The sequence below is a fragment of the Saprospiraceae bacterium genome, assembly GCA_016713025.1.
Lineage (GTDB): Bacteria > Bacteroidota > Bacteroidia > Chitinophagales > Saprospiraceae > OLB9.
In genome coordinates this window covers 2,530,848-2,542,893 of sequence record JADJPZ010000004.1, presented here as the reverse complement: position 1 = coordinate 2,542,893, position 12,046 = coordinate 2,530,848, and the positions used below count along the sequence as shown (strand labels likewise).

At 37.4% G+C, this 12,046-nt stretch carries 10 protein-coding genes and 1 pseudogene; 2 read left to right on the top strand and 9 right to left on the bottom strand.

The window, feature by feature from the left end:
• The first annotated feature begins 458 nt into the window (after positions 1-458).
• Entirely contained in the window at positions 459-1,778 is a 1,320-nt protein-coding gene (locus IPK35_17090; protein MBK8054932.1) for a hypothetical protein, read from the top strand.
• A gap of 492 nt (positions 1,779-2,270) precedes the next feature.
• Here the strand turns inward: IPK35_17090 and IPK35_17085 are convergent, their stop codons facing one another.
• The 6 genes and pseudogenes from IPK35_17085 to IPK35_17060 form a co-directional block, all read right to left on the bottom strand.
• Positions 2,271-2,978, bottom strand: coding sequence for a hypothetical protein (locus tag IPK35_17085; protein ID MBK8054931.1), 708 nt, complete (start codon positions 2,976-2,978; stop codon positions 2,271-2,273).
• Positions 2,975-3,313 carry a PadR family transcriptional regulator gene (locus IPK35_17080; GenBank protein MBK8054930.1) on the bottom strand — a complete coding sequence of 113 codons (339 nt, stop codon included), beginning with the start codon at positions 3,311-3,313 and terminating at the stop codon, positions 2,975-2,977. The genes IPK35_17085 and IPK35_17080 overlap by 4 nt, the downstream gene beginning before the upstream one ends.
• Positions 3,314-3,611: 298 nt before the next feature.
• Entirely contained in the window at positions 3,612-4,802 is a 1,191-nt protein-coding gene (locus IPK35_17075; GenBank protein ID MBK8054929.1) for a hypothetical protein, read from the bottom strand.
• 411 nt (positions 4,803-5,213) lie between these two features.
• Positions 5,214-5,693 (bottom strand): annotated as a pseudogene (locus tag IPK35_17070) (hypothetical protein).
• Positions 5,694-5,877: 184 nt separating this feature from the next.
• Complete coding sequence (locus IPK35_17065; GenBank protein MBK8054928.1) at positions 5,878-6,084, bottom strand: hypothetical protein; 207 nt, start codon at positions 6,082-6,084, stop codon at positions 5,878-5,880.
• A gap of 151 nt (positions 6,085-6,235) precedes the next feature.
• Complete coding sequence (locus IPK35_17060) at positions 6,236-6,784, bottom strand: hypothetical protein (GenBank protein ID MBK8054927.1); 549 nt, start codon at positions 6,782-6,784, stop codon at positions 6,236-6,238.
• 383 nt (positions 6,785-7,167) lie between these two features.
• Here IPK35_17060 and IPK35_17055 point away from each other — a divergent pair, with 383 nt between their 5' ends.
• Positions 7,168-9,735, top strand: coding sequence for a phosphoenolpyruvate carboxylase (locus IPK35_17055; protein MBK8054926.1), 2,568 nt, complete (start codon positions 7,168-7,170; stop codon positions 9,733-9,735).
• Positions 9,736-9,906: 171 nt separating this feature from the next.
• On the opposite strand, the gene IPK35_17050 is transcribed toward IPK35_17055, so the two are convergent.
• Genes IPK35_17050 through IPK35_17040 form a run of 3 tightly spaced genes read right to left on the bottom strand, consistent with a single transcriptional unit; the run spans position 9,907 to position 12,032 of the window.
• Complete coding sequence (locus IPK35_17050; protein ID MBK8054925.1) at positions 9,907-11,547, bottom strand: hypothetical protein; 1,641 nt, start codon at positions 11,545-11,547, stop codon at positions 9,907-9,909.
• 31 nt (positions 11,548-11,578) lie between these two features.
• Positions 11,579-11,899, bottom strand: coding sequence for a hypothetical protein (locus IPK35_17045; GenBank protein MBK8054924.1), 321 nt, complete (start codon positions 11,897-11,899; stop codon positions 11,579-11,581).
• Entirely contained in the window at positions 11,877-12,032 is a 156-nt protein-coding gene (locus tag IPK35_17040) for a hypothetical protein (GenBank protein ID MBK8054923.1), read from the bottom strand. Before IPK35_17040 ends, IPK35_17045 begins: the two co-directional genes overlap by 23 nt.
• Between the last annotated feature and the right edge of the window lie 14 nt (positions 12,033-12,046).

The window sequence follows — 12,046 nt, the reverse complement described above, 5'->3', positions numbered from 1 at the left end:
TCGGTCAAAGTTACAAGATATATCATAAAAAATTAAATATATAGTAATTTTCATGTATAAATTAAATCATTCAAACTAGTTGAGTCCAAAAAAGTCCTCAGACATTGGGATGTGACAACAGAAACATGATATTTCACTGTGATTGATGTGATAAAATTACTTACTGTTAGCCGTATTCCAAAATGATATAAGGACAAGCTTAAGAGGAAGCTTACCAAAGAAGGAAGTCAAGTGTACGACAAAATCGTACGGATTACGCTGTTATTTATGTTTAGAAATGGATAAATCCATTTTTAAAAAAAATCCAACAGCCAATCCCGCAATAAAACCAATAAACTTTGCCATTTTCCGACATATTTTAAATTTTTCTTATAATTTCATAACAAAAACTTATGAATTTTAAAATGCAGCATTATTTTTGCAATCTCATTTACTTTAATCTCATACAATTCGGCAACATGATCTCAAGAATACTATTGCTATTTGCATTCCTCAGTTTAATAACCGTAGGTTGCGTGCATGATGAACTCAGCGAAAATGATAAAGCACTCAACAGCATCATTCCTGACAAAAGCAAATATATCCTTCCGGATGAAACGGATTATGCTTCTATCCCTCAATCTCCGGTCAACCCACTCACCAAAGAAAAAATAGAGTTGGGTAAGATGCTCTTTTTTGAACCTGCATTTGCCAATGAAGCCAAAAGGTCTGAATTGATGTTTACTTTTACCTGTTCCAGTTGTCATGTGCCCGAATCAGGATTCAGGCCGGGCAGAATGCAGGGCATAGCTGATGGTGGTGTGGCTTTCGGAAGAAAAGGAGAGTCAAGATTTAAATTTCCGCTTTACCACAATGATAGTATAGATGCACAGGGAGCAAGACCGTTGGTTACACTCAATGTAGCCTATGTGGAAAACTCCATGTGGAATGGCTCCTTTGGTTCTGAAGGTGTCAATAAAGGTACTGAAAAAATGTGGGGAGTCTTTGATCCCGGCACAGCAAGAAATCATGAAAGACTTGGCACCCTCGAAGGCCAGAATATTGAAGGCCTGATCGTACACAGAATGCAATACACCAAAGATATCATCACCAAAGCCGGATATAAGGAGGTGTTTGACAAGGCATTTCCTGATATGCCTGAAAATGAAAGATATTCAAGAAAAGGCGCCAGTTTTGCAATCTCAGCATACCTGAGACAAAACCTGACCAATCAGGCACCATTCCAAAAATGGCTGAAAGGCGATAAAGACGCCATGTCAGAACAACAAAAGAAAGGAGCAGTCCTGTTTTTTGGAAAAGCAGGATGTAACAGCTGCCATTTTGAAAAAAATCTCGGTTCTATGAGATTTGAAGCATTGGGTGTGGATGATCTTTACGAACATGGCGGATTAAAAACCGGACCCAATGACCGCAGAAACTTAGGAAGAGGTGGATTTACCGGCAGACAGGAGGATATGTTTAAATTCAGAACGCCACAATTATACAATCTGGGAGGCACCGGGCCATACTTCCATGGTGGCAGTATAGAAACCCTTGAAGGTGTAGTCAGATATTTTAATACCGGTAAAAAACAAAATCAAAGGGTTCCGGACAGTCAGTTGTCTTCGTTTATCAAACCACTCGGCCTGACTGAACAGGAAATCAAGGATCTGACTGAATTTCTTGAAAATGGCTTAAAAGATCCGAATCTGAAGAGATATGTCCCTGAAAGAGTATTGTCTGGTATGTGTTTTCCTAATAACGACCCGGCATCCAGGATTGATATGAAGTGCAATTAGGGTATTTTCTATTTCTCCCACAAGGCATTATATTTGCTCATAATACTAGTTTTGTCTTAAAATCACCAACAACAAAAAGGAAAGTTGCTTAAAGCCTTCTACCAATGCCGGAAGTGGCCAATTTTTCTATTTGCTTCATCAGTTTTACAAGTTGAAAAGTAACTCTTTTTATTGCATGGAATCTTAATGGTGTCTTTCAGCTTAGTATAATTTCAAATATGAGAAAGATATTTAATTTCAGAATGATTTTTGAAAGATTTGATATCTTATCATTTGTTTGCCATTGAGATTCGTACGTACATTGGTGTGACCTGTCTGCCGTCAAGGCAGGGGCATTCCCCCATCAGTTTTGGTTTGTGGGGTCGTCTACAGATTATGTTCTAGCGCTCTGACGAAATAAAAGAGTTTTAATCTTCGCACCTTCGAAGGCATATCAACTTTTTTAGATTGCATTTTTTTTGTCATCTGCCAATAATTGAGTACTTGTGATCTTCAAACCACAATCCCAAGATGTTTGTATTTGGCATTGATCTCATCATAGATCATCTTGGGAAAGATGGTAAAATTGGCATGTGCCGCAATCAATGATACAGCACACACAAGTGCTTGTAACGAGATGTGCAATAGGCTCAACGTGTTGCTCTGATCATCTGTGAAAATATACCTTAATAAAATAAAGGACCAATATTGTAATGTAATAGAGAAAGAACTTCCTACCCACGATGATTGTAAAAATAAATAGTCCTGTTTTTTACTTTTTATATACTTCATTGCTTGGTAGTGATTATACAAAAAACATAAATTGATGATATAGGAAACAAAAATCAAGACTGCCAATCCACTCTTTCCAAAAAAGTATGCAGTCTGAAAAGCAAAAATGTAAATCAGTATGGTGAGGAAAATTTTGGGTGGAGTAAAGTAGGTTAATAGTAAGTTGAAATATCTTCTTCTCCAATAACTACCTAAACTGCTAGCTTTTGATGCAATAAAATTGGTAAAACCAGTGACAGGAAATCTGGCATATACCTTACTCAAAGCCGCGTCAAAACTCAGTTTGGAATCCTTTTGCATTTCATCTTCGATAGCAGATGCGAGGTGATCCACCAGCTCATATTGCACATCAATGTATCGGACATATTTACTCTTTACAAATGAAAAAAGTGTATCGATTTGTTCTTTATTGAGTTGTTTTTCTGTCATATAGCGGATGGTTTTAATGGTTTGATCAATAATGACATTTGCTGGAGGTATTCTTCCATTTGGTTAAGTAATGTAATGGCATGCTCATAGCCTTGGGTGGTCAGCCGATAGTATTTTCTATATCTGTTGCTGATCATGCGGGTCTCCACAGAAAGTATCCCTTTGGCTTCCAGCTTATGCAGGGTAGGGTATAAAGCGCCCTCAGTCAGCTGAATGCCGTCTTTGGTCATTTCTTTGACTTTCTGAGTGATCTGGTAGCCATACATCTCTCCATGATCTTTCAGTAACTTGATCACGATAGTATCTAAACTTCCCCTTAAAAGGTTCGGATTCATTTATTAAAAAATTTCCACAAATATACATAAGATTCTTAAGTAATTTGTGTCAGCTGGTTAATTTTATTTGATAAAAATATTAAAATCCCGAACTTATGGGTGTATCCCAAAATTGCACTATATCCTATATTTTTTAAGTTTCAAATTTAGAGAAGTGCAATCTATGGCTTGCGGGTACTTGCAATCCAATTAATACATCAAGCGATAATCTTATTCAACCAACCTTGGTAGGTGGGGCCAACTACAAGAATAGGGCTTTGTTGCTTTTGTTCAATTTTGTTTGTTAGTTTTATAGAATCTAGTGTTTATCAGAAAAAGTGGTAAAAGTATTTCCCTGCCCGACTTTGTCATTCGGGCGGGTATCAAAACGGCTCAATCCAAACCATCGAGTGCCAAACCAAAGATTCCCGTCTTTATCTTCTAAAATACTACGAACTGAATTGTTGACTAGTCCATCATTTGTGGTATAATTTTTAAGAATTTTTCCCTGCCCGACTTTGTCATTCAGGTGGGCATCGTATGAAAATACGCCACTTTCTTCTGTTCCTAGCCAAATAATCCCCATTTTATCTTCTAAAATTGCGATGGGACTAATTCTACCAAGTACTTCATTTCCTTTAAAGCTTTTAAATGTCTTCCCATTATATATACAAATTCCGTGTCTCCTTGTGGCAAACCAAATATTTCCGGATTTATCTTCTGTCATAGAATGAATCATATCATCTGTAATGTAGTCAGGAGAATGGACATATTTTGTTTCAGTTGTAGCATAAGCTTGACTTCTTTCATCTTCACGGAATGAATAATAATCGGCAGATGGGAGAAAGTGAGTAAGGATTTTTCCATCGTATCGCCATGCGCCTCCTCTATTAAAAGAACTGAACCAGATGTTCCCTTTTTTATCTTGAATGATATCACTAATCATTTTTTCTTCCTTTTCAGCAAAGATTGGGTGCTTATATTTGTGAAGAAAATGAGAAAGGTTGGTTCCGTCGTACCGATAAACTCCTTTATTCATTGCACCAAACCATATGTTTCCATCTCTATCTTCCAATAGGGCGGTAATTCTTAAATTGTTCAAAGAATCAACTTCGAAATATTTGCTGAATTTTTTTCCATCATACTTGCATATTCCTGCATTTGTACCAATCAGGATCTCCCCTGATTTGAGCTGTATAATGGTACTCGCAGTATTATCGCAGAGTCCATCTTTCAAGGTAAAATTGGTAAATGATTTCCCATCAAAGCGGTAAACCCCTTCACCATCTACACTGAACCAAAGGTTTCCATTTCGGTCCTCCAACTCACAAGATATATTTCCAGATGTAGTGCCTTGTGTCCGTACAATTTTTGGGTCATGTAATACGAATATTGGTAGTTGAGATATAATCTCTTTTGATGAGTCCGTTTTGACTTGGCTATTACAAGATGTAAAAACAAAAAGTAACAACAGTAAAAGGTGATTTTTATTGAGAAAATGTACTTTCATTTTTCAGGTTTTAAATCTATGTCGTTTAGTTAAAGTATTTTTACTTGTTTTTACCCTTCCTAAATCCTTCCCTTAGAAGCCCTTAGAAGGGAAGGACTTCATAATATGGCCTTAACTAAACGACATTGGGTTTTAAATTATTATTTCAATTGGTGCCTTGTTGAATGTTGTAATTGGCAATCTTTATGGTTTCAGCTACAACTTTCTTTTTACTTAAAAATGGACATATTCCCTTCACATAAGGGAATCGCACCCCTACGTTATCACGGAACCTAATAACTCAGAATAGAAGCAAAAAAGGGTTTTGTATGAATTCGTATGAAAATAATCATCAGGGTTTGTGCCCGACTGAACACGTTAGTCGGCCAGGTACCACAATGTTGGTTCATGCTCATTTCATCATTTATTTACTTAGCATCCGCCTTTGCGATGTGCACGTTTGTAAAGTATTTTACCATCTCGTTCTACATACTCGCCTGCTACTATTGGATATGCATACTTGGGCGCGTGGGATACAAAATGGCTTCTTAAAATTATTTTGTCGTTTACTTTCAGGCTATGTAATTGCTCAAATTCATTCTTAAAATTCAAAGTATCCTTGCCGGTCTTTTCTGGCCCAAAAGCAAGAATATAGTCGTCACCACTAATCCTCACCATCACTCCAAAACCTAATCTTGAGCCTGGCGGAAGAGCCAGAGAGGTTACAACTCCTTTCATATTAGTAGAATCCCTGATGGACTTGATTATTTTAGCTTCACTGGCATATACTTTTTTACCCGCAGGAGACGCTTCCCATTTTTTGTACATTTTACCCGCAGGAGTAACTTCCCATTCTTTCATTGCAGCTCTCCTTTCAGCAGCGGAAGGAGGCTTTGAGATTGACTTTTTAGAAGTTTATTATCCTTTAGCGCTGCTATTCACAACATAATATGGAAATGATTAAAATAGGTATCGGAAACGGCATTGCCAATGGTAGTCATTGCCAATAGCAACACCCTGATGTTTAGAATTCATACAGCTGTAAAGAAATACAACGCATAAAATTGAAACAAAATGATACCGCAACATATGCTTTTCAATTAATCTTTCGAAAAAGGACCGTTTTATATTTTAAAGATATTTTTTCCACATTGTAACCGTATGAAAGCAGTTCCTTTTTATAATTCAAAAAGGAATGGTCTATTGCTATTCCTGCTATACTCTTAATTTCATCAAAGGATAGTTTAAATGATTGATGTCCATTTTTCTGAATATACTCCCACAAGGCATTATATTTGCTCATGATACTAGTTTTGTCTTAAAATCACCAACAACAAAAAGGAAAGTTGCTGAAGGCCTTCTACCAATACCGGAAGTGGCCAATTTTTCTATTTGCTTCATCAGTTTTACTAGTTGAAAAGTAATGAAATTGTCATGATCGAATTTGTTCAATACTATTGTTTAAAAGTGAAGGAGTTTAAAATTGCTTCACCAACTTCTTTAAAGACTGTAAATTTGGCTTGCTCACAAGTTAAAGTAAGAACATATGCCTTACCACTCTTAACCCAGTAAAACTGCTCAAATTTGAGATGAAACATTCCTTGGTCACCTGTATAAACCATTCGATGGTATTCATCTGAGCCAGTTTTTATTCTTTTGCTCTCTATCAATCTTGAATTGGTAATCATTGTCTTTATTTGTCCTTCTGATATCTCAGTGTATTTATCCAAGTTAAGGTTGTGACCGGTTAAGTCCTGAATTAAAAGATTGACATTGTCCATAAATTTGTCTTTACTTGTTTCTAAAGGTGAAAATAAAATGAATGTTGTACCCATTTGTCCACTTTGATTCAACTCCCAGTCTACCGGATACTGAATCGAATAATTTGTTCCGTTTAAGGTTTTCCAAACCGATTTTGTTTCTTTAACTCTGCCTTTGGACTCTTGTGCCTGCCCAAATGCAATAAATGTGAAAAGTAAAAAGGTAGTCAAAATTTTTGTCATGATTTTTTATTCAAAGCTTTTTTGGTGTAAATGTCTGTCAAAATTAGGTATATAAATTGATTTGAGGAGGTTTTTCCGAATTTTGATTATCCATTCTTAATTATTTAAATTTGCTTTTCAATTTCACTCCTTTTCGTGCTTACTTCTTGATTTCAATTTTGGCTTTCTGGAGTATTATTTTTATGGTGTTGTCCTATACCATCGTTTGATACTGCATGCAAAGTGACCCCAAACCAAAAATAGTAGTAACATCCATTAGATATTATCTACTCTTTCCGTTATTTATTCTGAATTCATCTAAAATAAATCCTGTTTTTCAGAATAAAATATGGTATTTAGATCATTTGCTTTATCTTTGTACTCATTGCAATCAACTCTTTATCATGCCTGACGTTTTATCAAGAAGTCTCCAGCATTTCCATAATGATGTAGCCATAAAGTTTCAGCTATACAATAGCCTTTTTTTATCTCTTCCTTTTCACAAAATTGAAAAGACAGGTATCTTGCTTTCACTGCTGCTTTCCAATTGTGAAGATGGTTATGCGTATCAAAAGACACCTGAAGAAATCATTGAGAAGTTCTTTGAATCCCATACTGAATTTACCGGCAAACAGCAAAAACTGGATCTGTTATTCAGATTTGTTCAGTATATAGAACGACAGATCGTGCTTTTTGATGCATTGGAAGATGCCGCTTACAGCAAAATCAATGATATGAAGGGCAATGGTACGCTGAAACAACTGGAAAATGACTATTTTGCAAAAAAGATAAAAGAAGCAGATAGCAGTATTCTCAGGGATTTTTGTGTAAGATTGGTACTTACTGCACACCCTACACAGTTCTATCCCGGATCTGTACTTGGTATCATCCATGACCTGGCCATTTCGTTGAAAAACAATGATACTGAAAGTGTCAATTTACTATTACAACAATTGGGGAAAACTCCGTTTTTAAACAAACAAAAACCTACTCCTTATGATGAGGCTGTGAGTCTGATTTGGTTTCTGGAAAACATCTTTTACCGTAGTATCTCTGATATCATGCAGGAGTATAAAGAGAGTTTACCATTTTTAGACCCGGCATTTCAACCTGTCATCAGGATGGGATTCTGGCCCGGTGGCGACAGAGACGGCAACCCATTTGTCAAAGCAGACACTACTTTCAAGGTAGCCACTTCGTTGCATTTAGCCTTGCTGAAGTGTTATTACAGAGATATCAGGAGGATAAAAAGGCGGCTCACTTTCAGTGGGGTGGATCATATTATATCCAATCTGGAAATCAGGCTGTACGAACAGGCTTTTTTAAGAACATCTGAGACAATAAAGACACCTGAGGACCTGCTCAAGCCATTGACTGAGATAAAAAAACTACTTGACGACCATCATAACAGCCTTTTTGTCAATATGGTGAGCAGTATGATCGATAAAGTCAATTGTTTTGGGTTGCACTTTGCATTTGTTGACGTCAGACAAGAAAATGCTATACATACTGAAGTCGTAGATACTATACTGAAGATCAATGGACAATTGGAACATTACTCTACACTTGATGATACACAAAAAGCTGAGTTTCTTCTTAATGTTGAAGGATCAGTAACTCCGGAATCCATTGATAATGAATTGTATGCTGATACTATCAGGACTATAGCCACCATCCGTGAGATTCAGGGACACTACGGAGAGTCTTCATGTCACAGATATATCATCAGCCAATGCAGAAGTTATCTGAATGTAATAGAACTCCTTGCCCTGTTTCGATATTCCGGTTGGGATAAGAATAGTATCCATGTAGATATCATCCCTTTGTTTGAAACGATAGATGATCTCGTCAGAGCTCCTGAAATCATGAGAGCCCTTTATGAAACTCCATACTACAGGGAGCACCTCAGCAGGAGACATGACAGTCAGACGATCATGCTGGGTTTCAGTGACGGTACCAAAGATGGTGGTTATCTGATGGCCAATTGGATGATCTACAGGGCTAAAGAAGAATTGAGCAAACAAGCCAAGCTATATGGACTCGATATCATGTTTTTTGATGGTCGGGGTGGTCCACCTGCACGTGGAGGCGGAAAGACGCACAAGTTTTATGCATCTATGGATAAAGATATTTCCAGTAAAGAAATCCAACTTACTATCCAGGGCCAGACCGTCAGTTCAAATTTTGGGGTGATAGATTCTGCAAGGTACAATATCGAACAACTGATCAATGCAGGTATTACCAATAATCTAAATCAGGACAGTCAGTCCAATTTTACCGATAAGGAAGAAAACCTGATCTTTCACGTAGCTGAAATCAGTCACAATGCCTACCTTGAACTTAAAAATGATCCTGATTTTGTAGAATACATGTCGGAGGTCAGTCCATTGAAGTATTTCAGTCAGACCAATGTAGGCAGCAGACCGGCTAAAAGAGGAAAAACAGATAAATTGACCATCAAGGACCTCAGGGCCATCCCGTTTGTAGCTTCCTGGACGATGATCAAACAAAATGTCCCGGGATTTTATGGACTTGGTACTGCTTTGGAACAAATAAAACATGAAGGCAAATTTGAAAAATTTAAGGAATTATACAGGAAGTCTCTTTTTCTGCGCACACTGATAGACAATAGTGAGATGACACTATTTAAAACATTTATGCCATTGACGGCACACGTGGCTGACCATCCCAAATATGGCATCATCCGAAAAAAGATAAATGATGAGTACCATCTGACAAAAAAGAATCTCTTATTGCTTGGAGATCATGATATGCTGATGCAGGAATATCCGGTGGAAAGGATGTCAGTAGGTATGAGAGAACGTATCACCTTACCGCTCAATACGATACAACAATATGCACTCACTCAGTTGATGCATATGGAAGCTGATGATCCATTGATACCAACATTTATAAAAGTGGTCATCCGTTGTGCATTTGGTATCATCAATGCCGGCAGGAATTCGGCGTGATGTAGCCTGATTGGAGTAATGAACGATTTGAACGATGAAGAACATGCTAACCGAACAATGAACCAACCGAAGTATGAGTATTTTGAACGATGCGCTAACCGAACAAGGGTTGACGATCAATGCGTTGGACCAGAGATTTGATGTCAGCAATATCTATGAGATACCGATTTTTCAAAAAACCACCTTAACTCCTGCCATCCCGTTGATACCTACTGCAGGATATCCGTACCATCTTTCAAATTTATTGTCCAGAAGGTTGGTACCGCGAATGAAGAAGCCGACTTTTTCTGTCAGATTGTATTTTACTCCTACATTCAGGTCCAGAAGAGCATTGCTTTTGGATGTTGTATTGTTTTTATTCAGATAGGGCAATCGGCTGCCAAAATACAAATCTGCAGTCAATTCCAGTTTTTCGCCGAGGAGTTTGGAACGCCCGAAAACATTGCCCTCGAGATTTGGAGTATGCCATGCTTCAGGAAGAGTGGATAGTTTAAATATATTTTGATTGATCCATCCACCAAGGCTAAGGTATTCGGATACTTCAAACTCTATATTTCCAGATAAGAATATAATATTGGCATCGCTATATATCATATCAAAGTAACGCACATCTGACTTTTTATTTGTCATAAACATCATATCATTGGCATCCTTCAGACCCCCTGAAAACTGATAAGTGATAAAGGAGTATTGACCTTTCAGACCGGCATAATACTTTCTGAATACAGTATTGATGAGAGAGTCGGGATCATTGGCCAAAAAAGGATTTCTCAGACTGACATTTCTGAAGTGATTGGTGTACTGATCTTGTCCTACTCCGGCATAGATCTGTAGTACTGGTCCTGCTATGCCATAAGACAGATATATCTCCGGAAACAAAGCTGAATTGTCATCACTGCTATACAAAGCATTGACTCCTGCTTGCAGTATCAGGTTTTTGTATTTTGTCTTGAATGTAGGTTTTAGCATTGCAGTAGTGATGCTCAACTCCTTTTTACCATTGAATGCTGTATAATTGAAATCTCCTTCGATGGAGATGACGGAGTTCTTTTTAAAGAGTTTTTCAAGTTTGACTCCAGCTTTCATCCCATTTTCTCTTACACTGGTATTTGTCATCGAAAGATTGTCAACACCAATCCTGAAATCATAGTTGAAATGATATTTTGTTGGTTCAGCATTTGCTATACCTGCTACTATTTCATATCTGTTGATGTTGCGGGCTGATTGATCTTTTGAGTATAATGTGTCTACCCCGATATCATCATGAAACAAATATCGTTTTCTGAAAGCTGTATTGACGTTTCCATAGAGCTTCATATTTTCTTTGAGCATGTAGTTTCCGTATACATCGGCGATGGTGTTTCTGTATTGTTGGTAAGGGAGTGTGTTGTTGTTGTCGAGTGATTCATACTGGAGATGGATACCGGCATCGTAGGTTTCTTTTTTGGAAGTGTGGTAGCCTGCCATCAGTTCAGGATTTTTTCTGATACCATAGACAGCCTGCAGATACCCTTTTTGTATTTTAAAGGGGGCATCCGGATTCATTGCAAGAGGTTTGATCTGCGGGTCGGGATATTTCAGATTTGCAGGAACGATAGAAATATCATATTTATAATTCGGGTTGTACGGTTTTTGCTCTGGAATGACTGGTTTTATATCTGTTTTTCGGGATTCTTCCAGTGTCACTTCAAAGGCCTTGACCACTTCTACCTGATTGATTTTCAGGTCTGTCTTAGTTGTGTCCTTTTGTGAGAAAAGTATTGCAGGCAATACGAAAAAAAGGATATTTATATATTTGATATTATTTTGCATATGTTTATCTGTTTATACATTTTCAATGAAATCAATAGCCACCTGAATGAAATTCCATCAGATTGTTGGAGGGTGTTTTGATCCTTGTCTTTTGTTTTTCAAGCTCTTCGATAGCTTTTAGCTTGGTTTTTGCGATGGTTTGCAATTCCTGATCTTCAGGAAAGTTTTCTATCACGGCTTCCAGTGCAGCCCTGCCATTGAAAAGGTCTTTTTTGTCAATATAAATATCAGAAAGCAATATCAGTGACTTTGCTATCCAGTATGGATACGCTGAATTTTTTTCATTGGCAAGATTGCTTTGTTTTTCTGCTTTGTCTATTTGTTTTTGTTTATACAGGATTTCGGCCATCATATACCTTGCTTCTGCTGCCTGATTGGTGTTTACTGCATCGCCAATAGATGAAAATGCCGAAAAGCATTTTCCAGATTATTTTCTTTATACCATGTTCTGGCCAGATAGTAGTAGGCGGTGGACTTGTCTTCATTGTCAGCTTTTTTG

Coding starts and splice junctions, on each gene's coding strand:
- IPK35_17090 (MBK8054932.1), top strand. CDS start 459: ATGATCTCAAGAATACTATTGCTATTTGCATTCCTCAGTTTAATAACC.
- IPK35_17085 (MBK8054931.1), bottom strand. CDS start 2,978: ATGACAGAAAAACAACTCAATAAAGAACAAATCGATACACTTTTTTCA.
- IPK35_17080 (MBK8054930.1), bottom strand. CDS start 3,313: ATGAATCCGAACCTTTTAAGGGGAAGTTTAGATACTATCGTGATCAAG.
- IPK35_17075 (MBK8054929.1), bottom strand. CDS start 4,802: ATGAAAGTACATTTTCTCAATAAAAATCACCTTTTACTGTTGTTACTT.
- IPK35_17065 (MBK8054928.1), bottom strand. CDS start 6,084: ATGAGCAAATATAATGCCTTGTGGGAGTATATTCAGAAAAATGGACAT.
- IPK35_17060 (MBK8054927.1), bottom strand. CDS start 6,784: ATGACAAAAATTTTGACTACCTTTTTACTTTTCACATTTATTGCATTT.
- IPK35_17055 (MBK8054926.1), top strand. CDS start 7,168: ATGCCTGACGTTTTATCAAGAAGTCTCCAGCATTTCCATAATGATGTA.
- IPK35_17050 (MBK8054925.1), bottom strand. CDS start 11,547: ATGCAAAATAATATCAAATATATAAATATCCTTTTTTTCGTATTGCCT.
- IPK35_17045 (MBK8054924.1), bottom strand. CDS start 11,899: ATGATGGCCGAAATCCTGTATAAACAAAAACAAATAGACAAAGCAGAA.
- IPK35_17040 (MBK8054923.1), bottom strand. CDS start 12,032: ATGAAGACAAGTCCACCGCCTACTACTATCTGGCCAGAACATGGTATA.